Raw genomic sequence first — 26,785 nt, 5'->3', positions numbered from 1 at the left:
ATGCAAACCAACCTGAGCGACAGCGCCAAACGCCTGGCCCGCGCCGAAGAGGCCGAAAGCATCTTGCGTTCGTGCGTGCATTGCGGCTTCTGCACCGCCACCTGCCCTACCTACCAACTGCTCGGCGATGAACTGGACGGCCCGCGCGGGCGTATCTATCTAATCAAGCAGGTGCTGGAGGGCGAACCGGTCACCGCCAGCACCCAGTTGCACCTGGACCGCTGCCTGACCTGCCGCAACTGCGAAACCACCTGCCCGTCCGGGGTGAAATACCATGACCTGCTGGACATTGGCCGCGCCGTGGTCGAGCAGCAGGTGCCCCGCCCGCTTGGCCAGCGCCTGTTGCGCCTGAGCCTGCGCGCAGTGGTGCCGCGCCCGACGCTGTTCAAGGCGCTGAGCCGCACTGGCCAGGTCCTGCGCCCGGTGCTGCCGGCCACGCTCAAGAGCAAGCTGCCCGCCCAGGTCGCCTCCCCTGGCGAGCGCCCCCCGCTGCGCCACGCCCGCCGAGTGCTGCTGCTTGAAGGTTGCGTGCAGCCGGCGCTGTCGCCCAATACCAACGCCGCCGCCGCGCGCCTGCTCGACCGCCTGGGCATCAGCGTGCAGCCGGCGTTCGAGGCCGGCTGCTGCGGCGCAGTCGACTATCACCTCAATGCTCAAGCGCGTGGACTGGAGCGCGCCCGGCGCAACATCGATGCCTGGTGGCCGGCCATCGAGGCGGGCGCCGAAGCCATCGTGCAAACCGCCAGCGGCTGCGGCGCCTTCGTCCGTGAGTACGGCCACTTGCTGGAAAAGGATCCGCTTTACGCCGCCAAGGCCGCCCGGGTCAGCGCGCTGTCGCGTGATCTGGTGGAAGTGCTGCGCGACGAACCGGTCGAGCAACTGGGCCTGTGCGCCGAACAGCGTCTGGCGTTTCATTGCCCGTGCACCCTGCAGCACGCGCTCAAGCTCGGTGGCCAGGTCGAGCTGCTGCTGACGCGCCTAGGCTTTACCCTGACCCCGGTAGCGGACGGCCATTTGTGCTGCGGTTCGGCCGGGACCTATTCGCTGACCCAGCCCGGGCTGTCGCGGCAACTGCGCGACAACCGCCTCAACGCGCTGGAGAGCGGCAAACCGCAACTCATCGCCACCGCCAACATCGGTTGCCAGACCCACCTCGACAGTGCCGGGCGCACACCAGTGCGACACTGGATCGAAATCGTCGAAGCTGCCCTTAAGCAACGGAGCCATTCTGCATAACGGCCATTTCGTATTTTCAGAAACTTCCTACTTATATGTTCGGAATCGCCTTACTTGTCGTGACCGACTAACGAAAACATGATCGGCATTCGTGATTCAGAGGACGCTGCTCATGCAACCACACACCCGCACCACTGCCGAACTGCGCAGTACATTGCGTGAACTGTTGACCCATGAAGTCTGTAATCCGGACGAAGATCCACACCTGTCCGGGGTACTGTTTTTTTGCGCCACGGACGAACGCACCCGGCAGTTGGTGGAGCGTATCGAGCTGCTGGCCAGCGAGGTGTTCTTCGACCCGTGCGGGCGCGCCATCGCCCAACGCATGCGTGCGGTTGCAGTCGATGGCGTGTGTATCAAGGAGAAGCGCAAGGCACCGGCTGATGAGACGGTTATACGCATTGCGCTGGCTGACAAGGGATATATCACGGTGAGTACGGCGCGGTTCTAAGGGGGCCGGGTGCTCGTCTTGACTCTTTTGGTGCTATAGAGACCGAGCGCCGCGCGGGCGGCGCTCGATTTCATGGGCGCCATCAACCCGACGACTAGCCCGGCAACACCCTCAATGCCCCGCCGACGCCGGCCCGGCCTTGGCGGTGAACGGCGGTTTGGCCAGCCAAACCAACAGAATCAACCCGGCAAACACCCAACCCATCAGGGTAAAGTAGTCGACCGTCGACATCATGTAGGCCTGAGCATTGACGATCTGCTCCAGCTGGGCATAGCTGTGTTGGCTCGCCCCACCCAGTTGCTCCAGGGTATGCCGGGTCGCCGGGTCGAACGGGCTGATGTGCTCGCTCAGGTACGCATGGTGCTGCTCAGCCCGGCGAATCCAGATCCACGTGGTCAGCGACGCCGCGAAGCTGCCGCCCAAGGTCCGCAGGAAGGTCGCAAGCCCCGAACCATCGGCAATCTGCTGCGGCGGCAAGTCAGACAGCAGGATGCTCAAGGTCGGCATGAAGAACAGCGCCACGCCAATGCCCATGAACAGCTGCACCAGGGCGATGTGCTGGAAGTCCACCTCGTTGGTGAAGCCCGCCCGCATGAAGCAACTGGTGCCGATCGCCAGAAACGCCAGCCCCGCCAGTACGCGCAAGTCGAAGCGATGCGCGTACTTGCCCACGAACGGCGACATGATCACCGGCAGCAGGCCGATTGGCGCCACCGCCAGGCCCGCCCAGGTGGCGGTGTAGCCCATTTGCGTCTGCAACCACTGCGGCAGGATCAGGTTGATGCCGAAAAATCCGGCATACCCGCCCACCAACACGATCGTGCCGATGCGGAAATTGCGGTGCGCGAACAGCCGCAGGTTGACCACCGGATGGCGGTCGGTCAGCTCCCAGATGATGAAGATCGCCAGGAACACCACCGAAATCAGGCTGCCGATGATGATGAACGACGACTCGAACCAGTCCAGGTCATTGCCCTTGTCGAGCACCACCTGCAACGCACCGACACCCACAATCAAGGTCAACAGGCCGATGTAGTCCATCGGCTGGCGGCTGGTGACCACGGGCCGTGCGCGCATCTGCTGGCGCACCACGGCAGCAGCGAACAGGCCGATCGGCACGTTGATGAAGAAAATCCACGGCCAGCTGTAACTGTCGGTGATCCAACCACCTAGGATCGGCCCGGCAATCGGCGCCACCACCGTGACCATCGCCAGCAAGGCCAGCGCCATCCCCCGTTTGGCCGGGGGGTAAACTGCAATCAGCAAGGTCTGGGTCATCGGGTACAACGGCCCGGCCACCACGCCCTGCAGGATGCGGAAACCGACCAGCTCGGGCATCGACTGGGCGATGCCGCACAGGAACGACGCCAGCACGAACAGCAGCGTGGCCCAGATGAACAGCTTGACCTCACCGAAACGCCGGCTCAACCAGCCAGTCAGCGGCAAGGCGATGGCGTTGCTCACCGCGAACGAGGTGATTACCCAGGTGCCCTGCTCGTAGCTCACCCCCAGGTTGCCGGAGATGGTCGGCAGTGCCACGTTGGCGATGGTGGTGTCGAGCACCTGCATGAAGGTCGCCAGCGACAGGCCGATGGTGGTCAGCAGCAGGCTCGGCGGGGTGAATTGCGCCGCAGCGTTGTTGCTCATCGTTGCGCCGTCTTGCCAGTGGCGCTGTTCTGGTGGATCAGCCGCGCGATCAGGTCGTCAGCCTCGACCAGCTGGCGGTCGTATACCTGGGTGGTGTAGCTGGCCTGTTGCGGCGGCTGCTGGGCCAGGGCCGGGCCGCTCTGGTCGTGCAGGTCGACCTCGACCACGGTGGACAGGCCGATGCGCAGCGGGTGGTCCTTGAGCTGGTCGGCGCTGAGGTGGATACGCACCGGTACGCGCTGGACGATCTTGATCCAGTTGCCGGTGGCATTCTGCGCCGGCAGCAAGGCGAACGCGCTGCCGGTACCGGCGCCAAGGCTGTCGACCGTGCCGCTGTACTTGACCTCGCTGCCATACAGGTCGGCGCTGATGTCCACCGGCTGGCCGATGCGCATGTCGCGCAGCTGGGTTTCCTTGAAGTTGGCATCGATCCACACCTCGTCCAGCGGGATCACCGCCATGGTCGCGGTGCCTGGCTGCAGGCGCTGGCCGAGCTGCACAGTACGCTTGGCGACGTAACCAGTGACCGGCGCCACCAGGGTGGTACGGGCGTGGTCGAGGTAGGCCTGGCGCAGGTCGGCGGCAGCGGCCATGACTTCGGGGTGCGACGAGACCACGGTGTCGTCGACCAGCGCGCTGCTGGTGTTGAGCTGCTGGCGGGCGCTGTTGACGGCGGCCTGGGCCACGGTCAGGTCATCGCGGGCATGGGAAATTTCCTCTGCGGCAATCGCGCCGCTGTCGGCCAGTACCTTGCGCCGGTTGTAGTTCTGCTGGGCTTTCTGCAGCTCGGCCTGGCGCGTCTGCAACTGAGCCTTGAGCGAGTCGACGTTGCTGTATAGCCCGCGCACCTGGCGCACGGTCCTGGCAAGCTTGGCTTCGGCGGCCTGCAAGGCCACCTCGCTGTCGGCCGGGTCGAACTGCAGCAACACCTGGCCGGCGTGCACCAGGTCGCCATCGTCGGCACCGATGCTGGTGACGGTGCCGGTGACCAGCGGCGTGATCTCCACCACGTTGCCGTTGACATAGGCATCGTCAGTGCTTTCATGCCAGCGCCCGATCAGGTTGTACCAGGCCCACGCGCCAGCACCGGCGAGCAGGACCAGCAGCAGCAGGCCGAGCAGCCAGACCTTGCGCTTGCGCGACGGCTGCTGTGCTTCGGAGGGAGTTGTGGTGTCTGCGGGAGTGGCCATGACAATACCTTGGAAAATGCGTAACAGGGTTCAACGATCGCCGAAGCGGCGGATCGTCAGGGGGTCGCCGGCACCGAGCAGGACTTTGGCCAGCAGGCCTTCGAGGGTCTTCAACTCGTCGGGTTGGAGCACGCCGACCAATTCGTTCATCGCCGCCGCGCCGATCTCTGGCAAACGGTCGGCCAGGCGCTGGCCATCGGCGGTCAGCGCCAGGCGTACCTGGCGGCGGTCATCGGCGCAGCGGTTGCGCAAGATCAAGCCCTTCTGCTCGAGGCGGTCGAGCATGCGGGTCATCGAACCACTGTCCAGGCCCAGGTAGCGGCACAGTTCGGCCGGGGTATCCACCTGATACTGGGTGACGATGATCAGCACCTTGAACTGCGCGGCGGTGACGCCCTCCGACTCCAGGTGCCAGTCGAGAATGCGGTCCTTGAGAATCGCTGCGCGGCCCAACAGCATGCCGATAGCGCAGGACTGGAAATTCTCCGGGGTGAAATGGGACATCGGCAGCAACTCAGGCAATTGTTTAAAAATATTACTGCCTAGGCAGTGAATGTCAAAGCTTTAATTAGGTACCTACGCAAATTTTCATGGAGAATTGAGCGCGCGAAAGGTTCTCAAACACGGAAAATCCGTTGCGTAACCGACGAAAAAGCTACATAACTGATAGTCATTCGCCATTACCTCGGTTCTCGGGAACCCCTAGCAAAGGGTAGAATGCGCAAAACCCGGAGCCGCAATGAATCAAGACCGCCTCAACCCCAACCCAGACGATGCCATTACCGAAGCCGCTGCGCATTGGTGCATGCGCCTGCACGCCGACGATTGCACGGTGGCAGAGCATGAGGCGTTCGCCCGTTGGCTGGCTGCGGACAAGCGACATGGCGACGAGTACCAGGCGATGCTGGAAATCTGGCAAACCGCCGACCTGCTGCCACGTAACGCCACGGTCATTGAATTCAACCCACCGGCGCGCCCGGCCGCTCGGCGCTGGCACTGGCGGCCAATGGCCTCGGCTGCGGCCCTTGCCTTGCTGGCATTGCCCTTGGCGGGCTGGATTGGTTGGGAGCAGGGTTGGCTGCCCAACCACTATCAGCACTTTGAAGCGAGTGACCGGGTGCAGACCGTGCAGTTGAGCGATGGCAGCTCGGTGGAGCTCAACCTCAATACCGAACTGACCTACCTCAATTACAAGGATCAACGCCAGGTCAGGCTCAAGCGTGGCGAAGCGTTTTTCAAGGTCCAGCACGACAGCGAGCACCCGTTCATCGTTCGCGCGGGCCACGGCCAGGTCCGCGTCACCGGCACCCAGTTCAACGTGTGGAAGTACCAGGACCAGGTCAAAGTCACCCTGGTGCAAGGTTCAGTACTGGTCAGCAGCGATGGCAACAGTGGCGGTTATCGCCTCGGCCCAGGCATGCAGGCCAGTTATCGCCTGGGCGACTTCGAGCCGCACCTGGCCGAAAGCGACGATTACGCCAACAGCCTGGCCTGGCGCAGTGGCAAGCTGGTGCTCGACAACCTAAGCCTCGACCAGGCCCTGCCGGTGATCAACCGCTACCTCGATGCCCCCCTGCTGCTGGCTGATGCCAGCACCGGGCGCATTCGCATTAGTGGCATCTACAACACCCGCGAGGTCGCGCGCCTGGTGGACAACCTGCCCAAGGTACTGCCGCTCTACCTGACCCGAAGTAAGGACGGCAGCACCGTCCTCAACCGCATTTCGCCGCCGCCCATCAAGGACTGACGCCTTACAGCGTCATCGCCGCCAGCCAGCCGAACGCCAGCAACGGCAGGTTGTAGTGGATGAAGGTCGGCACCACGGTGTCCCAAATGTGGTGGTGCTGGCCGTCGACGTTGAGCCCCGAAGTAGGCCCCAGGGTCGAGTCCGATGCTGGCGACCCCGCGTCGCCCAAGGCGCCGGCGGTTCCGACGATGCACACGGTCGCCAGCGGGTCGAAGCCCAGTTGCACGCACAGCGGCACGAAGATCGCCGCCAGGATCGGCACCGTCGAGAATGACGAGCCGATGCCCATGGTCACCAGCAAACCCACCAACAGCATCAGCAAGGCACCAATGCCCTTGCTGTGGTCGATCCATTGCGCCGACGTTTCCACCAGGCTCTGAACCTCACCAGTGGCCTTCATCACATCAGCAAAGCCCGAGGCGGCGATCATGATGAAGCCGATCATGGCCATCATCTTCATGCCTTCGGTGAACAGGTCGTCGGTGTCTTTCCAGCGCACGATGCCCGACAGCGAGAAGATCAGGAAACCGACCATCGCGCCGATGATCATCGAATCCAGCCACAGCTGGACGATGAATGCCGAGGCAATCGCCAGCCCCGCCACCAGCAGGGTCAGCGGGTTGTACTGCACGCTCACCTGCTCGACCTGTTCGATGCGTGCCAGGTCGTAGTCACGCTTCTTGCGATAGCTGACGAACACCGCCAGCAGCAGCCCGACCAACATGCCCGCAGCCGGAATGGCCATGGCGTGGGTGACATTGACACCACTGATGTCGACGCCCGCGCGGGCGACGTTGGCCAGCAGGATCTCGTTGAGGAAGATGTTGCCAAAGCCCACCGGCAGGAACATGTACGGCGTGATCAGGCCAAAGGTGATCACGCAGGCGATCAGCCGCCGGTCGATGCGCAGGCGGGTCAGCACGTACAGCAGCGGCGGCACCAGCAGCGGAATGAAGGCGATGTGGATGGGCAGGATGTTCTGCGACGACACCGCCACCACCAGCATCAGGCCGATTAGCAGCCATTTGACCTTGCCGCCATTGGCGTGGCCCTGGCGATCGATCATGGCCAGTGCGCGGTCGGCCAACGCGTGAGCCAGGCCAGATTTGGCGATGGCCACGGCGAAAGCGCCCAACAACGCATAAGACAACGCCACCGTGGCGCCGCCACCCAGGCCGCCGTTGAACGCTTTGAGCGTGCCTTCGATGCCCAAGCCACCGACCAGGCCCCCGACCAGGGCACCGATGATCAGGGCGATGACCACGTGCACCCGCGACAGGCTGAGTATCAGCATGATGCCGACAGCGGCAATCACTGCATTCATGGTTTGGCTTACCTCTAGTAGCTGCGGACAAAAACCGCGCACTCTGCAGCAGTCGCGGGCAGATGTCAAAAACGCCAGGGTGCGGCGGATTACGCGGACAAAAAAATTTAAATTGAATGTTTGAATAAAGAAAAAAATGCGCAGGCCGATACAGCTCCAAAGCCAAACCCTTACTGCCAGAAAAAGGGATCCCCCCTCATGCCTTTGCGACAACTCTCCATCCAGTGGAAGATCACCCTGCTCGCCGGTTTGTGCCTGGCCGGCATTGTCAGCCTGCTCGTCGGCCTTTCGCTGTACCGCATGGACCATAGCTCGGACCTGGTCAAGGCCAGCAGCATGCAGATGCTCAGCGAGGCCGCGCAGGCGCGCATCGAGTCGCAAGGCGAGGTTCAGGCGCTGAACATCCGCCGTCAGTTCATGGATGCCTATCAATACGGCGCAGGCTTTGCCCGCCAGGTGCTGTTCCTGCGCGAGCAGGCGGAAAAACGCTACCTGGACGCGTTCGACCTGCGTGAAGACATGACCCGCCAGGTCCGCGCGGCGTTGCAGGCCAACCCCGACCTGCTGGGCCTGTCGCTGGTGTTCGAGCCCAATGCACTGGACAGCAAGGACAGCCTGTTCACCGGCCAGGCAGAACTGGGCAGCAACGAAACCGGGCGCTTCGCCCTGTACTGGTCGCAACCCCGCGCCGGCCAGCTGACCGCCATGGCCCTGCCCGAGCACGACATGGCCAACACCGAGATCGGCCCCAGCGGCCAGCCCGCCAACACCTGGTGGGTGTGCCCGCGCAGCAGCGGCAAAGTCTGCGTGGTGGAGCCGTACTTCTATGACATCGACGGCCAGCGCGTGCTGATGACCAGCATCGTGTTCCCGCTGGCGGTCAACGGCAAAATCATCGCCACGCTGTCCATCGACATCAACCTCAACAGCCTGCAGGCCCTGAGTCAGGATGCCAGCCGCAGCCTGTACGAAGGCCGCACCACGGTCGGCATCCTCAGCCCCGTGGGCCTGCTGGCCGGTTACAGCGCCGACGCCAGCAAACTGGCCCAGCGCTTCGATCAGGTCGACCCGTCAAAGGGCGCCGAACTGGTGCGCACGCTGGCCGAAGGCAAGTTGACCGTCCATCACGACCAGCAACGCCTCAAAGTGCTCGCCGCCTTCCAGCCGATTCCCGGCGCGCAACCCTGGGGCGTGCTGCTGGACGTGCCGGAAAACGCCCTGACCGGGCCGGCCGAGGCACTGAAACAGGAGCTGGATGCCCTCAACACCAGCGGTACCCTGCTGGAGCTGGGCCTGGGCCTGGCTGCGGCCATCGTCGGCCTATTGCTGGTGTGGCTGATGGCACGTGGCGTGACCCGGCCAATCCTCGGCGTGGCAGCGATGCTCAAGGACATCGCCAGCGGCGAAGGTGACCTGACCCGCCGCCTGACCTACGACAAACGCGACGAACTCGGCGAACTGGCCGGCTGGTTCAACCGCTTCCTGGACAAACTGCAACCGACCATCGCCGAGGTCAAACGCTCGGTACAGGCCGCACGCGGCACCGCCGATCAGTCTTCGGCGATTGCCACGCAAACCAGCGCCGGCATGGAGCAGCAGTACCGCCAGGTCGACCAGGTGGCCACCGCCTCCCACGAAATGAGCGCCACCGCCCAGGACGTTGCCCGCAGCGCCTCCCAGGCTGCCCAGGCCGCACGCGACGCCGACCAGGCCACCCGCGAAGGCCTCGCGGTGATCGACCGCACCACCCGCAGCATCGACGCCCTGGCCGCCGACATGAGCAGCGCCATGGCCGAAGTCGAAGGCCTGGCGCAGAACAGCGAGAAAATCGGCTCGGTGCTGGAGGTGATCCGCTCGATTGCCGAGCAGACCAACCTGCTGGCGCTCAACGCCGCCATCGAAGCGGCCCGTGCCGGTGAGGCCGGCCGTGGTTTCGCCGTGGTCGCCGACGAAGTGCGCAACCTGGCTCAACGCACCCAGGAGTCGGTGGAAGAAACCCGCCAGGTGATCGAAGCGCTGCAGGCCGGTACCCGCGAAGTGGTCGGCGCCATGGACAACAGCCATCGCCAGGCCCAGGGCGGCGTGGACCAGGTCGGCCAGGCGGTCACCGCACTGCAGCGCATCGGCCAGGCCGTGACCGTGATCTCCGACATGAACCTGCAGATCGCCTCGGCCGCCGAGGAACAGAGCGCGGTGGCCGAGGAAATCAACAGCAATGTCGCGACCATCCGCGATGTGACCGAGTCGCTGTCGGGGCAGGCCAACGAGTCAGCGCGGGTCAGCCAGTCGCTGAACAGCCTGGCCAACCAGCAGCAGGCACTGATGGACCAGTTCCGGGTTTAGCCCTGCGGCGCACACTCGTCACCGCAGAAACCATCGTCCGGCAGGTGGAAGCGACCTGCCTGAAGGATCTTGTCGAGCAACATCAGGGCGCCCAGAACGTTTGGTCGGGCGCCCATCGGCAACTTGTCGGTCTGTGGCAACGTTGCATCCTTGTAACCCGACTGCATCACCAGCAAGTGCATCTGGTCGCTGTTCAAGTACAGGTGATGCTGCTCCATTGCATACGCCTGGATCAGCGCCAGGGCGCCGGCAACCAGCGGCGTCGCACTGGAGGTTCCCGCATAGCTGTCGCGGTAGTCACGATCCGAGCCGCGCTTGTCCTGCAGCATACCTTTACCCAACGTTGCCACGCTGTCCCCCCAAGCGTTGAGCATGCGGTGGCGATAGTTAAAGTTGGAGTACGCGTGCGGCTTGCCGTCCCAGGAATGGCAGGCGCCCGCCAGAATCGCACCGGCATCGCCATGATCGTTGAAATAGCGCCACTCACCCAGGTCGACACCAAAGCCTTTGACGGTGCCCGCATTGGCGTCATCCTGGTAGGTGCCATTGCAGGCTGCGTTGATCACCACAGCGCCACGCTCGGCCAGATAACGGCAGACATCCCACCAAGGCTTGTCATGCAAGGATGGCAAAAATGTCCCTAATGCATTGATATTGGCCGTCTGGCGGTTGATGGCGACAATATCGCCTGCTCGCGCATACGCCAGCAGCTTTTTCAGCGTTTGTGAATAACCCTGCGCATCCTTTGCACGGTTGTCATACAAAAACAGCTCTGCCGCATGACAAACTCCGGTCATGCCAAGCCCGTTGTCACGTGCCAACAGCACCCCAACCGATGCGGTGCCGTGATCGGGGTCGTCGTCCACCACTGGAGGGATGATTTTCAGTTTAGAGTTGCCACGCAGGTCTTCGTGATCTACATGCAACCCGCCATCAGAGAAATGCACCCGCGCGCCCTTGCCCTTGACGTCGGCCTCCCAGGCCTTGCGGATGTTCAAGCCTTTGTCCCTGGCGCCGGGTGCGTTCAGATAACGTTGCAGCGCTTCAAAGTCGGGGGTGGGCTGGGCTTCTTCATTGGCATCGGTGCCTAGGACGTAGGCTGTACCGGTCAGCAGTGTCGCAATGATCGCCGCCCCGGCCAGCAACACATTGCCCTGTTCCAGTTGCGGCGGAACGAAGGACGTGGCTTCTACGTAATCAAGCGCCTCCAGAGTCTGGATCAAGCTGACGAAGGTCTCGTTGAGCATGCTGTGAGGCTGCTCGATCCAGTAGTGGTTGGCGAGCACTTTGAAGCGCTGATCCTCTCGCTCTTGCGGGTCCAGAAACGGTTGCGGATCGATGACTTTTCGAAGGTCAGGCCAGTACTTTGCCAACGTCGACCCGGAATCCGGCTGCAGATCGGCCATGAATCGCGCGCTCCCCCCTTCGCCGAACACCACGACCAACGCCGGGTATCGCTGGCCTTCTGGCCGATACGGGAAAGCGTTCGCAGCCTGAACAGAGCGCTTGCGTCGCGTGTTGACCGAAGGCAGCGGCACGCTGTCGAGCAGCCGACGGGTCAACTCCACCTGGCTGACTACGATCAGCAGCGGCTCGGGACGGAAGGTCGCGTCCGCGTCTAGGGGCAGGTTCAACTTGAGGACTTCGCTGTCCAACAGCGTGACTTGCGGCCTGATCCTGTAGCTGCCCGCCAGTGCGTCGCAGCTCAAGGTAGCCGGGCAACCGTGGTTGGCGACCCTGCCGCTACTGACCTGCGAAGGTACCGTGAGGCCGTCAAGGTGGACAACGTCCTCGGCGTCCGTGCGCTCCAACAGATAGTGAATGGACTTGACCTTGTGCAGGTCGTCACCGCTGCAGCGCACATGAAAGTGCCCATCAAAGGTGAAGTTCCGGTAGTACACGAAATCCAGTTTCAAATTCATCTTCCAGTCCTGTCATTACGCTTGGCCCGGCAATGCGAGCGGGGTGCGAAGCCTTGCAGCCCATGTGTACCCTGTGCAGACAGAAGCGGTTCCTGCGCTGTGGACTACACTTGCGCAGCACTTGGAAATGACAACCTTCGAGGTCCCGATGAAGAAAATTCCAACGTTGCTGGCCGGCCTGCTGCTTACCGTGTGCTTGGCCAGCACCGACAGTGCGGCATCGGCAGAAGCCCGCGCCCCCATTCACTTCGGCGCCCTCACCTGGGAAAGCGGATCCCTGACCACCGAGATCCTGCGCCGGATCGTCGAAAAAGGTTTCGGTTACCCCACCGACACACTCCCCGGCAGCACCGTAGGCCTGGAAGTGGCGCTGGCGCGCAATGACCTGCAAGTGGTCGCCGAGGAATGGGCTGGGCGCAGCCCCGCCTGGGTCAAGGCCGAACAGGCGGGCGAGGTGTTTGCCTTGGGCGACACGGTGAAGAACGCTGAAGAAGGCTGGTGGGTGCCCGCTTACGTGGTAAAAGGCGAAAAAGGCGACAAAGCGCCAGCACCTGACCTGCGCAGTGTCGAAGACCTCAAACGCTATGCTTCGGTATTCAAGGACCCTGAAGAGCCGGCCAAGGGGCGCTTCCTCAATAGCCCGAGCGGCTGGACTTCGGAAATCGTCAACAGCCAGAAGCTCAAAGCCTACGGTCTGGATGGACTGTACACCAACTTCCGCACCGGCTCAGGCGCCGCGCTGGATGCTGAAATCGACTCGGCCATCCGCCGCAAGAAACCCGTGCTGTTCTACTACTGGAGCCCTACCCCGCTGATCGGTCGCCATGAGCTCGTACGGCTGCAGGAGCCCCCGTTCGACGCCCAGGCGTGGGCCACGCTGACCGACCCGAGTAACAAGGATCCCAAGGGAAGCCAGTCATTGCCAGCCAAGTTGTCGATTGGTGTATCCAAGCAGTTCAAGAACGACTATCCGGAACTGGTGGCCGTGTTCGAGAAGGTCGACCTGCCGATTGGACTGCTGAACAAGGCCCTGGCCAATATGAACAAGGAACGTCAGGACCCTGGTGCAGCCGCCGAGGCATTCATGCGCAGCAACCCAGATGTATGGAAAGCCTGGCTACCTGCCGATGTCGCGGCGAAGGTCGAGGCCAGCCTGTAACAAAATAACAATTATGGAATAAGAATATGAATTCATATTCCTTTTTAAAGGAGCAATTCACCTTTATAACGGAACCCACTGTACAGCCGCCAACACCTGGCCAACTGTCTGCAGCGCAACACATGATCAACATTCAACGCCCACAAGGCAACACCGGTCGCCGCCAAAAAATATCGGCAACCTGTTGATCCAAAACGAAATTTAAAAACGGCACGACGATTGCTCCAGCAAAGTCCCGCTTAACCAACCGGAGACTTGCCATGAGCGCCCCCCTGAACGTCGTTGCCTTGTCCGGCGGCACCGCCCGCCCTTCGCGCACCCTCGCCCTGACCGAGGCGATACTCGCCGAGCTGAGCCAACACCTGAACATCCGCTCGCACCTGATCGAGCTGGGTGACATCGCCCGCCCATTGGGTGGCGCCTTATGGCGCAGCGAACTGCCCGACAGCGTCGAACAACAGCTGCGTCTGGTGGAGAAGGCCGATCTGCTGGTGGTGGCCACGCCGGTCTACCGCGGCAGCTTTCCAGGTCACTTCAAGCACCTGTTCGACCTGATCGGCCAGGACGCGCTGGTCGACACTCCTGTGCTGCTGGCCGCTACCGGTGGCAGCGAACGCCATGCGCTGGTGCTCGATCACCAGTTACGCCCTCTGTTCAGCTTCCTCCAGGCCCTAACTCTGCCGATAGGCGTGTACGCCAGCCAAGCGGAACTCGCCGACTACCAGGTCTCCAGCGACGCCCTGAGCGCGCGCATCCGCCTGGCCGCCGAACGCGCCGTGCCCCTGTTCGGCGCCCACCACGCGCTCCGCAAAAGCGCCTGAGGAGCGGCCATGAATGCATCCGTTACCCCCATCCAACGCCCTGCCCTGGCCATCGCCCGCGAACTGGCCGGGCAGTTCGCCCAGACCGCTGTCGAACGTGACGAGCGCGGCGGCAGCCCCAAGGCCGAGCGCGATGCGCTGCGCGCCAGCGGCCTGCTGTCGCTGGCGATCCCGCAGACCTTCGGCGGCCAGGGCGCCAGTTGGCACGACACCTTCGAGGTGGTGCGCGAATTCGCTCGGGTCGACAGCTCCATCGCTCACGTGTTCGGCTTCCATCACCTGATGCTGGCCACCGTGCGCCTGTTTTCGCGCCCCGATCAGTGGCAGCCGTGGTTCGAACAGACCGCGCGCAAGCACTGGTTCTGGGGCAATGCGCTCAACCCGCTGGACACCCGCACGCTGGTCAAGCACTTCGATGGCTGGTGCGAGTTCTCCGGCAAGAAGAGTTTCTGCTCCGGCGCCAGCGACTCGGAAATGCTGATTGCCTCGGCGCTGGACGAACGCGCTGGCGGCAAGCTGCTGATCGCCGCGATCCCCAGCGGGCGCACCGGCATCACCCTGCACAACGACTGGAACAACATCGGCCAGCGCCAGACCGACAGCGGCAGCGCCACCTTCGAGCGGGTGCGGGTCGAGCATGACGAGCTGCTGCTCGACCCCGGCCCACTGAGCACCCCGTTCGCGGCCCTGCGCCCACTGATCGCCCAGCTGCATTTCGCCAACTTGTTCCTCGGCATCGCCGAAGGCGCCTTCGACGAAGCGCGCCAGTACACCCGCAAGGAGAGCCGGCCGTGGTTTCGTTCCAGCGCCACCACCACCGCCGAGGACCCTTACGTGCTGCGCCATTACGGCGAGTTCTGGGTTGGCCTGGAAAGCGTGCGGCTGTTGATCGAGCGCGCCGCCCACCAACTCGACAGCGCCTGGGCCAAGGAGCATGCGCTGACGGCCGAAGAACGCGGTGACCTGGCCCTCGCCATCGGGACCGCCAAGGTTGCGGCCACCCGCCACGGCCTGGACATCTGCAACCGCCTGTTCGAGGTGACCGGCGCCCGCGCCACCCACGCCTCGCTGCGCTTCGATCGCCACTGGCGCAACCTGAGGACACAGACCCTGCACGACCCGGTGGACTACCGCATCCACGAGCTCGGCGAGTGGGCCCTCAGCGGCAAGCGCCCTGCCCCATCCTTCTATTCCTAAGGATCGCCCATGCAACTGCTGACCCTCCCCCCGTCACCGACACTGGCTACCTCGATCAGGGCGACCGCACAGGTCTTCGAAGACCCCAGATCGCAGGCGCTGCTCGCCCACTTGCAACAGGTCGCCCCCAGTGAGGCCAGCGTCCTGATCATCGGCGAAACCGGCACGGGCAAGGAGCTGGTCGCACGCCATATCCACAACCTCAGCGGCCGGCGCAACGGCCCGTTTATCGCGGTCAACTGCGGCGCGTTTTCCGAATCGCTGGTCGAGGCCGAGCTGTTCGGCCATGAAAAAGGCGCCTTTACCGGCGCCCTGGCGGCCAAGGCTGGCTGGTTCGAGGAGGCCAACGGCGGCACGCTGTTCCTCGACGAAATCGGCGACTTGCCGCTGCCGATCCAGGTCAAGCTGCTGCGCGTGCTGCAGGAGCGCGAGGTGGTACGCCTGGGCTCGCGCAAAAGCATCCCGATCAACGTGAGGGTGCTGGCAGCGACCAACGTGCAGTTGGAGAAGGCCATCAATGCCGGGCACTTTCGCGAAGACCTGTACTACCGCCTGAATGTGGTGACCCTGCAATTGCACCCGCTGCGTGATCGGCCTGGCGACATCCTGCCCCTGACCCGGCACTTCATCCGCACCTACAGCGAGCGCCTGGGCTACGGGCCAGTGGAGCTGAGCCCCAAGGCGCAGGCCAAGCTGGTCGATTACAGTTGGCCGGGCAACATTCGCGAGCTGGAGAACGTGATTCACCACAGCTTGCTGACCTGCGGCGACGGGCTGGTGCAGGCCCAGGACCTGCGCCTGTCCAACCTGCGCCTGGAGCGCCAGGAAGAAGAACCAACAAGCAATGCCGTGGAAGATCTGCTGCAGCAGGCGTTCAGCAGGCTGTACGAGGAACAGCCTGGGAACTTGTACGAGAAGGTCGAGAACGCGCTACTGCGCTCGGCGTATCACTTCTGCCATTACAACCAGGTGCATACCGCGCAGTTGCTGGGGTTGTCGCGCAACGTCACGCGTACGCGGTTGATTGCGATTGGTGAGCTGGTGGTGAACAAGCGACGGGGGCAGGAGCCGCAGGTGGTGGACAACCGGCTGGTGCGGTTGTCGATCTGAGATTCGCGGCTAAAGCCGCTCCCACTGGGCTCACCGCCATCTCAGTAGGAGCGGCTTTAGCCGCGAACTCGGGCGAAGCCCGTGCCGGCCTGGGCGGTCAAAACAATCCCGAGACAGGCGGCCGGGTGCCTTTGAGTTGCCACGCGCCGACCACCGCCGCCTTCCACTGGCGCGGGTTGTGGTTGGCCACCGTGCGGGCATTGCGCCAGTGCCGGTCGAGGTTGTGCTGGCGGCCGGTGGTGGAGGCGCCACCGACATCGAACAGTGTTTCGGCGGCCTTGAGCGCCAGCTCGGCAACCAGGTACTGCGCCTGCGCCACTTCGATGGCCGCCTGCTCCACGGCAGCCTCGTCCAACTGCGCGGCCCAGGCCTTGTCGATAGTAGCGGCCGCCTTGAGTACCAGTGCTTCGGCACCATAGGCACGGGCGGCGATATCGCCTACCGAAAGCTCCACATACGGGTCATCCACCGACCGGCTGGCCGTGCTGTGCTTGATCGGGCGGGCGTGCTCACGGGCGAACTGGCTGGCATCGTTCAGGGCATTGCGGGCAATGCCGGCCAGCACGGTGCCAAGGAACAGCTGCAGGAACGGCGTGACCAGCGTGCGCTTGCCCTCCTCCACGGTGCGCGTGCGGATGTCGCTGGCCTCGACCTTCACATTGCGCAGGTGCGTGGTGCCGCTGGCGGTCAGGCGCTGGCCCATGGCGTCGAAGTCGTCGACCAGCTCCAGGCCCTCGCGATCACGCGGCAGGATGAACGACACCGGCTGTTCGTCCTCGTCCAGGGCCACTGCACTGACGTAGTCGGCAAACAGCGCGCCGGTGCTGTAGAACTTGCTGCCGTTGGCGCGATAGTGCGCGCCCTCGCGCACCAGTCGCGCCGCAATGGCGCCGTTGGCGCCGCCCAGTTCCCAACCGGCGTTGCCGATCACCACGCCGTCCAGGTAGCGGGCGAACCAGCGCTCGCGCTCTTGCTCGGCCCCTTCGGCGCGCGACACCAACAACCCTTCGACAAAGGCAAAACCGGGGCGCAAGGCCTGGGCGACGTTGGAGTCGGCGGCGGCCACCTGCAGCAGCAGCTCGATCACATCGCTGACCGTGCCACCGGGGCCACCGTATTGGGCAGGGATGCGCACGGTGTAAAGGCCAGCGGCGGCCAGTTGGGCGATGGCTTCAAAGGGCAACTGGCGGTCGCGTTCGCGCTGGGCGGCGCCGGCGGCGATGGCGGGTAGCAGGGCCACTATGCGCGTTTTGAGGGTTGCGATATCGCCGGCAGGTGCCTGGGTTTGAAAGCGTTGGAAAGTCGTCATGGTTCAGTCCTTTTTTTAAGTTCTGCGCGGCCCCCTGTAGAAGCGGCTTCAGCCGCGAACACCGGCGAAGCCGGTGCCAGCCACCGCGTCGCTTGCATCGCGGCTAAAGCCGCTCCTACAGGGAAGGTGCAACGCTTGAGAATCAGGTCACACCGCAATTTTCCAGAGCCGTGATTCGTCGAACAGGTCGAAGGCTTCGTGCTCCAGGTCCAGTGGTGGCACCACCAGCTCGCTGCCGCTGCCGGGCAATCGCGGTACCGCGCCCAGCAACTGTCGGGTGTATTCATGGGCCGGGTGTTCGAACAACTGCTCGACCGGTGCGTACTCCACCACCTGGCCGTGGCGCATCACCAGCACGTCATCGCTGACATGGCGGATCACCCCGAGGTCGTGGGAAATGAACAGGTAGGCCAGGCCCAGCTCGTCCTGCAGGTCGGCGAGCAGGTCGAGCACCTGGGCCTGCACCGACACGTCCAGGGCCGAGACCGGCTCGTCGCAGATGATCAGCTTCGGTTCGCTGGCAATCGCCCGGGCGATGGCGACTCGCTGACGCTGGCCACCGGACAACTGCAGCGGCCGGCGCTGGGCGAGGTCTGCCGGCAGGCGCACTTGGTTGAGCAACACGGCGATACGCGCGGGCCGCTCCGCAGCGTGAATGCCCGCGACCTGCAAGGCGTCGTCGAGGATCTGCGCCACGCTCCAGCGCGGGTCGAACGAACCCAGCGGGTCTTGATAGATCACGCTGATGTCTCGGCGCAATGGCCTGCGCAGCGCTTCGGCCACGGCGTTGCCCGGGCGATTCCAGGGTTGGCCGCGATACAGCACTTCACCTTCGTCGGGCTGTAGCAGGCCCAGGGCGATACGTGCCACGGTGGTCTTGCCCGAACCCGACTCGCCGACGATGCCCAGCGTGCGCCCGGCGCGCAGGGTAAAATCGACGCCCGTCACCACTTGCCGCAGCAGGCCGTCCGGGCCCAGGTAGCGCTTGCCCAGCCCGCGCCCTTCCAGCAACACGTCGCTTTTCAGCCGAGGCTTCGGCTCACGCTTCACACCCGCACGCTCCGGCGACAGCCGGCTACCGCGCGGGTGCTCGGCCGGCACTGCCGCCAGCAGCGCCTGGGTGTAGGGATGTTGCGGCTGGCGCAACACATGCTGCATCGGGCCTTGCTCCACCACCTCGCCGTGGCGCAGCACCACCACCTCATCGGCCAGCTGCGCGACCACCGCCAGGTCGTGGCTGATGATCAGCAGCGACGCGCCACGGGCCTTGATCTGCTGGAACACCTCGAGAATCTGCGCCTGCACCGTTGCATCCAGCGCAGTGGTCGGCTCGTCGGCGATCACCAGTGCAGGGTCCAGTGCCAACGCACTGGCAATCAACGCGCGCTGGCGCAGGCCACCGGACAACTGCCCCGGGCGCTGTCGGGCGCGCAAGGCAACGTCCGGCACGCCTACGCGTTCCAGCAACTCATGCACCCGCGCCGCGCGCGTTTGCCGGTCGCCGTACTGGTGGGTCTGCAGCACTTCGAGAATCTCCTTGCCCACCGACCGCAGCGGGTCGAGCGACACCAGCGCATCCTGCAGCACGAAGCCTATGTCCTTGCCACGTACCGCGCGCCACTGGCGCTCATTCAGGTCGAGCAGATCATGCCCGCCGAAGCTCAGCTGGCGGGCACTCACCTGCGCACGTGGCCCGGCCAGACCGACCAGGCTGCGGGCACTGACGCTCTTGCCCGAGCCCGACTCACCCACCAGCGCCACGCAGCGCCCCGGTTGCAAGGTGAAAGACAAATCGCGCACCACGTTAAGGCCGTCGAATGCCACATTCAGCCCCTCGACGATCAAGGTCTTGTCGCTCATGGCAGACGGCCCTCCAGGCGTTGTTGGATATAGCGTCCGGTCACCGTGGTGGCCAGCGTGGTGAGGACAATGAACAGCCCGGGGAAGAAGGTCAGCCACCAGGCATTGGCGATGAAGTCGCGGCCCATCGACAGCATGGTCCCCCACTCCGGGGCAGGCGGCCGTGCACCCAGGCCGAGGAAGCTCAGCGCCGAAGCCCAGACAATGGCCTGGCCGACGCCCATGGTCAGCGTTACCACCAACGGGCGCATGGCATTGGGCAACAACTGGCGCAGGACGATGCGCGAAGTCGGGTGCCCCAGTGCCCGCGCCGCTTCGATGTAGCCGGCGTTGCGCACCGCCAGCACCTGGCCGCGCACCATGCGTGCGTAGCCCGGTGCGCCGCCCAGCCCGGTGGCGACGATCAGCGGGCCGACGCCGCTGCCGAACACCGCCACGAACAGCAATGCCAGCACCAGACTGGGAAATGCGAACAGCACCTCCAGCAGCCAGCCCACGGCCCGGTCAAGACGCGCACCGCCCAGGCCGCTCAGCAGCCCGAGGGTGATGGCGATGGCCATCGAGATGGCCGTGGCGGCCACGCCGATCAGCAGGCTCTGGCGCGCGCCGTGGATGATCCGCGCAAAGATGTCACGCCCCGACTGGTCGGTGCCCAACCAATGCGCCCAGCTCGGCGGCTGGAACGCCTCGCGCGGGACGATAGCCAGCGGGTCGATCCGGGTATACAAGCCTGGTGCCAAGGCCGCCAACAGCAGCGCGAACAGGAACAGGATCGCCAGGCTGGCGCCCAGCGGTGGCAGACTCAGGCGTCGCTGCCTGCGCACGGGCACCAAGGTTTGGTCCAGGGTCAGGTCAGTCATGCTGCGGCCTCCTGTTGCCGAGGGTCGATCCACTGGTACAGCAGGTCGACCAGAATATTCGCCAGCACGTAGCCGGCCGCTACCACCAGGCTGATGCCGATCACCAGCGGCAGGTCCTGCAGCTGCACGGCCTGGTACAGCTGGCGGCCAATGCCCTTGCGGGAAAAGATCACCTCGCACACCACCGCGCCGCTGATCAGCGCGCCGATGGCCCAACCCGACAGCGCCACGCCCGGCAACAACGCGTGGCGCAGGGCGTGTCTGAAGCGCACCGCCAGGTCACTCAGCCCGCGGGTGCGGGCGGTGAGCACGAAGGGTTGTTCCAGGGTCAGCTCCAGCGATTCGCGGGTCACCTGGGCGATGAAACCTGCCAACGGAATGGCCAGGGAAAACGCCGGCAGCACCAGGCTGGCGAAGCTGTCACTGCCTGCCGGCGGGAACCAGCGCAGGCCGAAGGCGAACACCGCCAGCAGCACCACGCCGAGCCAGAAGTGCGGCAACGATGCGCTGAGCGTTTCCAGCAACGAGGCCACACCACCGACCAATCGGCCACGGCCGGCGGTGACCACGGTCAGCAACAACACCAACAGCCAGGCCAGCACCAACGCCGCCACGGTCAGCTCGAAGGTGGCGCCGCCCTGCTCCGCCAGCACCCGCGTAACCGGCAGGTGCTGCGAGTAGGACATGCCCAGATCGCCTTGCAGCAGGCGCCCGAGGTAGAGCAGGTATTGCACCGCCAGCGGCTTGTCAAGGCCGAACTCCTGGCGTGCGGCCTCGATGGCCTCCGGGGAAGGGTTGCCGCTGGCGCCGCCGAGAATGGCCAGCACCGGGTCGCCCGGCATCAGGCGCAGGGCGAAGAAGGTCAGCGTCGCCACCGCCCACAGCACCAGCGCGCCACCGGCCAGACGGATGGCGGCGCGGCGGCCGAGGGCGGCCAGCCGTTCGCGACGGGGGTCGGTCACGGCGAGGGTTGTCAGGCTCATTTGTTCACCCATGCGTCATAGAGGTAGGTCACCGCCAGCGAAGGCTCCAGGCGCACGCCGTGGGCGGTCTTGTAGATGCCGAGGCGCGTGCTTTGCGGGTAGGTGGTGAGTTGCAGGTACTGCGCCGCCGCCTGTTGTTGCGCCTGGAAGTAGTGTTCCCGGCGCTGCTCGGCGTTCTGGGTCGCCAAGGCGCTGTCTAGCAAGGCATCGAAGCCTGGGTCGGCATAGCCGGACGAGTTCTGGTGATAACCGCCGACCCCCGCCGGCTGCACGAACGCGCTGCTAAAGATGATGCGCAACACGTCGGGGGTGTTGGTGTTCCAATAGCCGATGCGGATGTCGTAGTCCCAGGCGGCCTGGCGGCTGGTGACCTGGGCATCGCTCATCTGGTCGAGCACCAGCTCGATGCCGACCTGGCGCGTGGTGGCTTGCACCTGTTCCCACAGGGTCAGTTCCGATGGCGGCGTGCGCGCGCCGATCAGCACCACCGCGCGCAGGCGTTGGCCGGCCTTGGTCCGGTAGCCCTCGCTGTCGCGGCCGGTCCAGCCGGCATCGTCGAGCAGTTGTGCGGCACGCGTCGGGTCGTAGTCCTGACTGCGCTCGAAGTCGCCGCTATAGAAAGGCGTGGCCGCGCTGAGCGGCCCGCCGGCACGGGGGAACTCGCCGAAGTACACGCTCTTGAGCGCGCCATCGACATCGGCGCTGCGCACCAGCGCCTCGCGCACGCGGATGTCGTCGAACGGCGCGCGGCGCAGGTTGAAGGTGCCATTGGTGGGGTTGCCGGGGCGTTGGGCGATGATCAGGTCGACATCCGGGTTGTGCCGCGCCGCTTCATGCGACTCCGGCGGCAACGCTTCGATCACATCGACTTCGCCGGCCTGCAAGGAAGCGAAGCGCACCGACGGTTCCTGGATGAACTTCCAGACGATGCGGTCGAGGTACGCCGGCCCCTGATGTTGCGCCGTCGGCGGTGCCCAGTTGTAGTCCGGGTTGCGCACCAGTTCAACCTGGTTCTGCCGGTCCCAACGCACGACCTTGAACGGCCCGCTGCCGACCGGGCTTTCGCAGTTTTCATCGCGGCTGCGGGCCAGCGCCGTCGGCGATTGGACGCCGAGAAACCCTTGGGCCAACACTTCGAGGAAAGCGGCATAAGGCGTCGCCAGGGTGACCTCAGCGGTGTAGGCGTCGAGCACCTGGGTGCCGCGGTATTGGCGAATATAGCCGCCAGCGGTGCTGGACTGGGTCTTGGGGTTGGCCATGTGGTCGAGGTTGGCCTTGACCGCCTCGGCATTGAACGGCGTGCCATCGGTGAAGTGCACGTCGCGGCGCAGGTGGAAGGTGTAGCGCAGGCCGTCGGCGGAGACTTCCCAGCTGGAGGCCAGCCACGGACCGATCTGGCCATTGCTGTCCATCGACACCAGCGAGTCGAGGTACTGCTGGGCGACGAACACCTGCGGCATGTCGCCGGCCACATGCGGGTCGAGGCAGGTGGGTTCGCGGTCGGTGGCGTAGACCAGGGTGCCGCCGTGGAGGGGCTGGGTGGATTGCGCCGTCTGTTGCTCGGTGCGTTCGCAGCCGAGCAGGGCCAGCGCGGCGCAGAGCGGGATCAGGGGGAGGATGGGTCGGTTCAAGGGCGCTCCTGCGGGGGACTGGGCTTTGAGAGGGGTGTTGCAGGAGTTGTGCCGGGTTTAATGGGTTGATTTTGCTGGGGTTTGGCGGGTGGGTGGTGCTGGTGGGAGGGCAAAGTGTGGGGAGGGTGTTGGGAGGTGAACAGTTGTAAGGGGATTGCACAGGTTGAGAATGAAGTACACCGGTCATTTCAGGACTTTTTGTGTCGGCTGTTCGGCCTCTTCGCGGGGCAAGCCCGCTCCCACAGGTTCACTGCAATACCTGTGGGAGCGGGCTTGCCCCGCGAACAAGGGCGAAGCCCTTGCCATTCAACTCACGGCGATGGGTTGGGAATGCGGCGGTGCACGGCCTGGATTTTGGCCAGCACTTCGTCGCTGAGCTTCACCTCAAGCGCACTGAGGTTTTCTTGCAACTGCGCCAACGTGGTCTGCCCGGTGATCGCGCTGGCCACGAACGGCTTGCGGATGACGAAGGCCAGAGCCAGTTGTGCCGGGGTCAGCCCGTGCTCGCGGGCAATCTGCACATAACTGGCGATGGCGCTGTTGGCTTCATCGCTGTCATAGCGGTTGAAGGTGCGGTACACCGACGACAGCCGTGAGCCTTCGGGCAGCGCGCCGTTCAGGTACTTGCCGGTCAGCGTGCCGAAGGCCAGCGGCGAGTAGGCCAGCAGGCTGATGCCTTCGCGGTGGCTGAACTCCGACAGGCCATGTTCGTACTGGCGGTTGAGCAGGCTGTAGGGGTTCTGAATGCTGGCGATGCGAGCCAGCCCTTTGTCTTCGCTGTGACGCAGGAAGCGCCCCACGCCCCACGGCGTTTCGTTGGACACGCCGATGTGGCGAACCTTGCCGGCCTTGACCTGCTCGTCGAGCACGGCGAGGGTTTCTTCAATGGCGGCGGTTTGCGCGTGGTCGTCGACATAGGGGTATTCGCGCAGGCCGAAGAAGTTGCTGCTGCGGTCCGGCCAGTGCAGCTGGTAGAGGTCCAGGTAGTCGGTCTGCAGGCGGCGCAGGCTGCCTTCCAGGGCGGCGACGATGTTCTTGCGGTCGTGGTGTGACAGGCCATCGCGGATGTGCGCCTGGGCGCCGGGCTCGCGGGCGGGGCCTGATATCTTGCTGGCCAGCACCAGCTTGTCGCGCTGGCCACGGGCTCTGATCCAGTTACCGAGGTAGCGCTCGGTGGTGGTCCAGGTTTCGGCGTTGGTGGGGGTGGGGTACATCTCGGCGGTGTCGATGAAGTTGACGCCGGCAGCGATGGCGGCGTCCAGTTGCTGGTGGGCGTCCTGTTCGCGGTTCTGGTGGCCCCAGGTCATGGTGCCGAGGCTGAGCAGGCTGACTTGCAGATCGGTGTGGCCTAGTTGGCGGTAGCGCATGGTGTGCGTCCTTGAGTCATGGGTTGAGATGCAAACTGATTCACTGCCTTGGGCAACCCCAGGTGTTCGCGCAACGTCGTGCCGCTGTATTCGGTGCGGAACAAACCGCGTTTCTGCAGCAACGGCACTACTTCTTCGACAAACACCCGCGCTCCCGACGGGAACATGTCGGGCATGATGTTGAAGCCATCACCGGCGCCGGCCAGGAACCATTCTGCGAGAGTATCGGCCACCTGCTCCGGCGTACCCACTGCCAACCGGTGCCCTACCAGAATCCGCCGCGACAGCTGGCGAATGGTCAGGTTTTCGCTGCGCGCAAGGTTCAACTGGGCTTCCAGGAAGCCGTGCGATCCGCGCTCGAAATCTGCCACCGCGCCAATCTTTGCCCAGGGCAATGGCGCGTCCGGGTCCAGCTGATTGGCATCGATACCGATGCGCCCTGCCACTTGCTGCAATAGGCCATGCTCACCGTGCCAGGCATTGAGTTCATCGAAGCGCGCATGCGCTTCGGCTTCGGTACTGCCGATCACCGTCGACAGGCCAGGCATGATCTTCAAGTGCTGCGGGTTGCGCCCCCAGGCCTTGGCCCGCGCTTTCATCTCCTGATAGAACGCCAGCCCGTCGGCCAGGGTGGTCTGGGTGGTGAAGATCGCATCGGCGTAGCGCGAGCCCAGCGACTTGCCGCCCTCGGACGAGCCCGCCTGCACCAGCACCGGCCGGCCCTGGGGCGAGCGCGGCAGGTTGAGCGGCCCTTTGACCTGAAAATGCTTGCCCTGGAAGTCCAGGGTATGAACCTTGTGCGGGTCGGCAAAGCGACCACCGGCACGGTCACCGATCACCGCGTCGTCCTCCCAGCTGTCCCACAGTTTCAGGGTCACATCGACGAACTCTTCGGCACGGCCGTAGCGGTCCACATGCAGCGGCGCACCCGCTAGGCCGAAGTTCTGCGCGGCGGCGTCGCCAGCGTTGGTTACCACGTTCCAGGCCGCGCGGCCTCCGCTGATGTGGTCGAGCGAGGCGATGCGCCGGGCCAGGTTGAACGGCTCGTTGTAGGTGCTGGAACAGGTGGCGATCACGCCGATGTATTCGGTGGCTGCGGCCACCGCAGTCAGCAGCACGGTCGGTTCCAGGCGCCCGCCAGGCTGGCTTGAAACATCCGGCGGCAGCGCCGGGCCATCGGCGAGGAAGATCGCATCCAGGCAACCACGCTCGGACAACCGGGCAATGTCGCGGTAGTAGTTGACGTCGATATAGGCATCGATCGCCGCTTCGCCCTGGCGCCAGGCGCCGGCATGCGAGCCGAAGCCGAGGATGTTCATGCCCAGGCTCATCTGGTTGGGTTTACTGCTCATGGTCATGCTCCTGTTCAGACCGCGCTGGCTTCGTCGCCACTGCCCTGCCCTGCGCTGGCTGCAGACTGGCGGGCGCGCCAGGCCTGGGCCGGGCTGATGCCGTTGAGGTAGTAGTTGCCCAACGCCTGTTCGCGGTAGATCGCCGGGTTGTGCGAGGCCAGGGTGCGGGCGTTGCGCCAGTGGCGGTCGAGGCGACGGGCAGTGCTGGTGGCCGAGGCGCCGCCGACTTCGAACAGCAAGGTGCTGGCCTCAAGTACCTGTGGCAGCACAATCTGCTGGGCCTGGAAGGCGTGAACTTCTGCGTCGGTGTACAGCTGCTCGGGCACCTCGCCGGCCTGCTCGGCTTCGAATACAGCCTGCAGGCTTTGCCCCACCGCAGTGACCTGCGCCTCGGCGGCGAAGGCCAGGCTTGCCAGGCGGCCGACCACTGCTTGCACCAGTGGGTCCTCGGCCGGCTGCGATTGACCCGGCACGCCGAATGCACGCGTGCGGCCCTGAACGAAAGCCACGGCATCAGCCAGCACCGCGCGGCCGATGCCGGCCAAGGTGGCCAGGTGCACCGCCTGGTAGAACGCCGTGAGGTACGACTCGGCGCGCAGTTCACCCTTGGCGAAGCGGCGCAGCAGGTGTTGCGGCTGTACCGCCACCTGGGTGAAGCGCGTGGTACCGCTGCCAGTCAGGCGCTGGCCGAAGCCGTCCCAGTCGTCGATGCGCTCCACCCCGGCTGCACGGGTGGACACCGCAAGGCTGACGAAGTCATCGCCGTGGTTAGCCACCGCCGCTACCCAATCAGCGTACAGCGTGCCCGTGCAGTAGTACTTTTCGCCGTCCAGGCGATAGCCGTCTTCAGCGTCGCTCAGTTGCACGGTGTTGCCGGTGCTGTCGGAACGTTCGGCCATGGCCGCGCCCCACAGCTCTCCAGCCACCACACGGGCGAACCAGTAGTCCTGGGAGGCCGCGTCGTTGGACGCCAGCCGCCCTTCGACGAAGCCAAAGTGGGCACGGAAGATCTGCGGCAGGTTGGAATCGGCCTGGCCCAGGCGCACCAATTGGCGCAACAGTTGCGGCAGGCTGGCGCCAAGGCCGCCGTGGCTGCGTGGCACGCGCAACGCGCCGAGGCCTGCCTCGCGCAGCCAGGCCACCGGCTCGAAGGCCAGGGTGCGCTGCTGTTCGCGTTCTACCGCGCCCTCGGCGATGCGGCGATATAGGAGCTCGAAACGCGCATCCAGCTCGGTGTCGGTAATCGGGAGTTGGCTCATGGTGGTTTCCTTTCTGG

21 protein-coding genes are annotated in these 26,785 nt (G+C 64.7%); 8 read left to right on the top strand and 13 right to left on the bottom strand.

Going from position 1 to position 26,785, the window contains the following annotated elements; all coding sequences use genetic code 11:
- Positions 1-1,236, top strand: coding sequence for a glycolate oxidase subunit GlcF (glcF, locus tag ACIQUF_RS01405; RefSeq protein WP_403127238.1), 1,236 nt, complete (start codon positions 1-3; stop codon positions 1,234-1,236).
- A gap of 112 nt (positions 1,237-1,348) precedes the next feature.
- Positions 1,349-1,687 carry a hypothetical protein gene (locus ACIQUF_RS01400; protein WP_403127236.1) on the top strand — a complete coding sequence of 113 codons (339 nt, stop codon included), beginning with the start codon at positions 1,349-1,351 and terminating at the stop codon, positions 1,685-1,687.
- Positions 1,688-1,798: 111 nt separating this feature from the next.
- Here ACIQUF_RS01400 and ACIQUF_RS01395 read toward each other — a convergent pair whose 3' ends face one another.
- Genes ACIQUF_RS01395 through ACIQUF_RS01385 form a run of 3 tightly spaced genes read right to left on the bottom strand, consistent with a single transcriptional unit; the run spans position 1,799 to position 5,028 of the window.
- Positions 1,799-3,334 carry a DHA2 family efflux MFS transporter permease subunit gene (locus ACIQUF_RS01395; RefSeq protein WP_403127233.1) on the bottom strand — a complete coding sequence of 512 codons (1,536 nt, stop codon included), beginning with the start codon at positions 3,332-3,334 and terminating at the stop codon, positions 1,799-1,801.
- On the bottom strand, positions 3,331-4,524 hold the full coding sequence (locus ACIQUF_RS01390) for an HlyD family efflux transporter periplasmic adaptor subunit (RefSeq protein WP_403127231.1): 1,194 nt from the start codon (positions 4,522-4,524) through the stop codon (positions 3,331-3,333). The genes ACIQUF_RS01395 and ACIQUF_RS01390 overlap by 4 nt, the downstream gene beginning before the upstream one ends.
- A gap of 30 nt (positions 4,525-4,554) precedes the next feature.
- Complete coding sequence (locus ACIQUF_RS01385) at positions 4,555-5,028, bottom strand: MarR family winged helix-turn-helix transcriptional regulator (protein ID WP_403127228.1); 474 nt, start codon at positions 5,026-5,028, stop codon at positions 4,555-4,557.
- Positions 5,029-5,263: 235 nt separating this feature from the next.
- On the opposite strand from ACIQUF_RS01385, the gene ACIQUF_RS01380 reads away from it, so the two are divergent.
- Positions 5,264-6,271, top strand: coding sequence for a FecR family protein (locus ACIQUF_RS01380; RefSeq protein ID WP_403127225.1), 1,008 nt, complete (start codon positions 5,264-5,266; stop codon positions 6,269-6,271).
- Between the two features lie 4 nt (positions 6,272-6,275).
- Here the strand turns inward: ACIQUF_RS01380 and ACIQUF_RS01375 are convergent, their stop codons facing one another.
- Positions 6,276-7,595 carry a Na+/H+ antiporter family protein gene (locus ACIQUF_RS01375; protein WP_403127222.1) on the bottom strand — a complete coding sequence of 440 codons (1,320 nt, stop codon included), beginning with the start codon at positions 7,593-7,595 and terminating at the stop codon, positions 6,276-6,278.
- Positions 7,596-7,793: 198 nt separating this feature from the next.
- On the opposite strand from ACIQUF_RS01375, the gene ACIQUF_RS01370 reads away from it, so the two are divergent.
- Positions 7,794-9,938 carry a methyl-accepting chemotaxis protein gene (locus ACIQUF_RS01370; RefSeq protein ID WP_403127219.1) on the top strand — a complete coding sequence of 715 codons (2,145 nt, stop codon included), beginning with the start codon at positions 7,794-7,796 and terminating at the stop codon, positions 9,936-9,938.
- Here ACIQUF_RS01370 and ACIQUF_RS01365 read toward each other — a convergent pair.
- Positions 9,935-11,860: a S8 family serine peptidase gene (locus ACIQUF_RS01365; protein WP_403127216.1), complete on the bottom strand. Its 1,926-nt coding sequence runs from the start codon at positions 11,858-11,860 to the stop codon at positions 9,935-9,937. The two genes, ACIQUF_RS01370 and ACIQUF_RS01365, sit on opposite strands and share 4 nt — an antisense overlap.
- A 148-nt stretch (positions 11,861-12,008) precedes the next feature.
- Here ACIQUF_RS01365 and ACIQUF_RS01360 point away from each other — a divergent pair, with 148 nt between their 5' ends.
- The 4 genes from ACIQUF_RS01360 to sfnR all read left to right on the top strand — a co-directional run bounded on the left by ACIQUF_RS01360 (position 12,009) and on the right by sfnR (position 16,147).
- Entirely contained in the window at positions 12,009-13,019 is a 1,011-nt protein-coding gene (locus ACIQUF_RS01360; RefSeq protein ID WP_403127213.1) for an ABC transporter substrate-binding protein, read from the top strand.
- A 260-nt stretch (positions 13,020-13,279) separates the two neighbouring features.
- Positions 13,280-13,840: an FMN reductase gene (gene msuE, locus ACIQUF_RS01355; protein ID WP_403127211.1), complete on the top strand. Its 561-nt coding sequence runs from the start codon at positions 13,280-13,282 to the stop codon at positions 13,838-13,840.
- A 9-nt stretch (positions 13,841-13,849) separates the two neighbouring features.
- Entirely contained in the window at positions 13,850-15,037 is a 1,188-nt protein-coding gene (locus ACIQUF_RS01350; RefSeq protein ID WP_403127208.1) for an acyl-CoA dehydrogenase family protein, read from the top strand.
- Between the two features lie 9 nt (positions 15,038-15,046).
- The gene (sfnR, locus tag ACIQUF_RS01345; protein ID WP_403127206.1) at positions 15,047-16,147 is read left to right on the top strand and encodes a sigma54-dependent transcriptional activator SfnR; all 1,101 of its coding nucleotides are present in this window, start codon (positions 15,047-15,049) and stop codon (positions 16,145-16,147) included.
- A gap of 97 nt (positions 16,148-16,244) precedes the next feature.
- Here the strand turns inward: sfnR and ACIQUF_RS01340 are convergent, their stop codons facing one another.
- From ACIQUF_RS01340 to ACIQUF_RS01305, 8 genes are all read right to left on the bottom strand, one after another.
- Entirely contained in the window at positions 16,245-17,456 is a 1,212-nt protein-coding gene (locus tag ACIQUF_RS01340) for an acyl-CoA dehydrogenase family protein (protein WP_403127203.1), read from the bottom strand.
- Positions 17,457-17,603: 147 nt separating this feature from the next.
- Complete coding sequence (locus ACIQUF_RS01335; protein ID WP_403127200.1) at positions 17,604-19,316, bottom strand: dipeptide ABC transporter ATP-binding protein; 1,713 nt, start codon at positions 19,314-19,316, stop codon at positions 17,604-17,606.
- Entirely contained in the window at positions 19,313-20,176 is an 864-nt protein-coding gene (locus ACIQUF_RS01330; RefSeq protein ID WP_403127197.1) for an ABC transporter permease, read from the bottom strand. Before ACIQUF_RS01330 ends, ACIQUF_RS01335 begins: the two co-directional genes overlap by 4 nt.
- Positions 20,173-21,159 carry an ABC transporter permease gene (locus ACIQUF_RS01325; RefSeq protein WP_403127194.1) on the bottom strand — a complete coding sequence of 329 codons (987 nt, stop codon included), beginning with the start codon at positions 21,157-21,159 and terminating at the stop codon, positions 20,173-20,175. The genes ACIQUF_RS01330 and ACIQUF_RS01325 overlap by 4 nt, the downstream gene beginning before the upstream one ends.
- On the bottom strand, positions 21,156-22,790 hold the full coding sequence (locus tag ACIQUF_RS01320; protein ID WP_403127191.1) for an ABC transporter substrate-binding protein: 1,635 nt from the start codon (positions 22,788-22,790) through the stop codon (positions 21,156-21,158). The genes ACIQUF_RS01325 and ACIQUF_RS01320 overlap by 4 nt, the downstream gene beginning before the upstream one ends.
- A 311-nt stretch (positions 22,791-23,101) precedes the next feature.
- The gene (locus ACIQUF_RS01315) at positions 23,102-24,157 is read right to left on the bottom strand and encodes an NADP(H)-dependent aldo-keto reductase (RefSeq protein WP_403127188.1); all 1,056 of its coding nucleotides are present in this window, start codon (positions 24,155-24,157) and stop codon (positions 23,102-23,104) included.
- Entirely contained in the window at positions 24,139-25,509 is a 1,371-nt protein-coding gene (locus ACIQUF_RS01310; protein WP_403127184.1) for an LLM class flavin-dependent oxidoreductase, read from the bottom strand. The genes ACIQUF_RS01315 and ACIQUF_RS01310 overlap by 19 nt, the downstream gene beginning before the upstream one ends.
- 14 nt (positions 25,510-25,523) lie before the next feature.
- On the bottom strand, positions 25,524-26,768 hold the full coding sequence (locus tag ACIQUF_RS01305) for an acyl-CoA dehydrogenase (RefSeq protein ID WP_403127181.1): 1,245 nt from the start codon (positions 26,766-26,768) through the stop codon (positions 25,524-25,526).
- Positions 26,769-26,785 lie beyond the last annotated feature (17 nt).

Origin of the sequence: Pseudomonas sp. NPDC090233 (genome assembly GCF_044772285.1) — a bacterium.
In the GTDB taxonomy this organism is placed as follows: Bacteria; Pseudomonadota; Gammaproteobacteria; order Pseudomonadales; family Pseudomonadaceae; genus Aquipseudomonas.
This window is presented reverse-complemented; position numbering and strand designations above follow the sequence as displayed.

Coding starts and splice junctions, on each gene's coding strand:
- glcF (WP_403127238.1), top strand. CDS start 1: ATGCAAACCAACCTGAGCGACAGCGCCAAACGCCTGGCCCGCGCCGAA.
- ACIQUF_RS01400 (WP_403127236.1), top strand. CDS start 1,349: ATGCAACCACACACCCGCACCACTGCCGAACTGCGCAGTACATTGCGT.
- ACIQUF_RS01395 (WP_403127233.1), bottom strand. CDS start 3,334: ATGAGCAACAACGCTGCGGCGCAATTCACCCCGCCGAGCCTGCTGCTG.
- ACIQUF_RS01390 (WP_403127231.1), bottom strand. CDS start 4,524: ATGGCCACTCCCGCAGACACCACAACTCCCTCCGAAGCACAGCAGCCG.
- ACIQUF_RS01385 (WP_403127228.1), bottom strand. CDS start 5,028: ATGTCCCATTTCACCCCGGAGAATTTCCAGTCCTGCGCTATCGGCATG.
- ACIQUF_RS01380 (WP_403127225.1), top strand. CDS start 5,264: ATGAATCAAGACCGCCTCAACCCCAACCCAGACGATGCCATTACCGAA.
- ACIQUF_RS01375 (WP_403127222.1), bottom strand. CDS start 7,595: ATGAATGCAGTGATTGCCGCTGTCGGCATCATGCTGATACTCAGCCTG.
- ACIQUF_RS01370 (WP_403127219.1), top strand. CDS start 7,794: ATGCCTTTGCGACAACTCTCCATCCAGTGGAAGATCACCCTGCTCGCC.
- ACIQUF_RS01365 (WP_403127216.1), bottom strand. CDS start 11,860: ATGAATTTGAAACTGGATTTCGTGTACTACCGGAACTTCACCTTTGAT.
- ACIQUF_RS01360 (WP_403127213.1), top strand. CDS start 12,009: ATGAAGAAAATTCCAACGTTGCTGGCCGGCCTGCTGCTTACCGTGTGC.
- msuE (WP_403127211.1), top strand. CDS start 13,280: ATGAGCGCCCCCCTGAACGTCGTTGCCTTGTCCGGCGGCACCGCCCGC.
- ACIQUF_RS01350 (WP_403127208.1), top strand. CDS start 13,850: ATGAATGCATCCGTTACCCCCATCCAACGCCCTGCCCTGGCCATCGCC.
- sfnR (WP_403127206.1), top strand. CDS start 15,047: ATGCAACTGCTGACCCTCCCCCCGTCACCGACACTGGCTACCTCGATC.
- ACIQUF_RS01340 (WP_403127203.1), bottom strand. CDS start 17,456: ATGACGACTTTCCAACGCTTTCAAACCCAGGCACCTGCCGGCGATATC.
- ACIQUF_RS01335 (WP_403127200.1), bottom strand. CDS start 19,316: ATGAGCGACAAGACCTTGATCGTCGAGGGGCTGAATGTGGCATTCGAC.
- ACIQUF_RS01330 (WP_403127197.1), bottom strand. CDS start 20,176: ATGACTGACCTGACCCTGGACCAAACCTTGGTGCCCGTGCGCAGGCAG.
- ACIQUF_RS01325 (WP_403127194.1), bottom strand. CDS start 21,159: ATGAGCCTGACAACCCTCGCCGTGACCGACCCCCGTCGCGAACGGCTG.
- ACIQUF_RS01315 (WP_403127188.1), bottom strand. CDS start 24,157: ATGCGCTACCGCCAACTAGGCCACACCGATCTGCAAGTCAGCCTGCTC.
- ACIQUF_RS01310 (WP_403127184.1), bottom strand. CDS start 25,509: ATGAGCAGTAAACCCAACCAGATGAGCCTGGGCATGAACATCCTCGGC.
- ACIQUF_RS01305 (WP_403127181.1), bottom strand. CDS start 26,768: ATGAGCCAACTCCCGATTACCGACACCGAGCTGGATGCGCGTTTCGAG.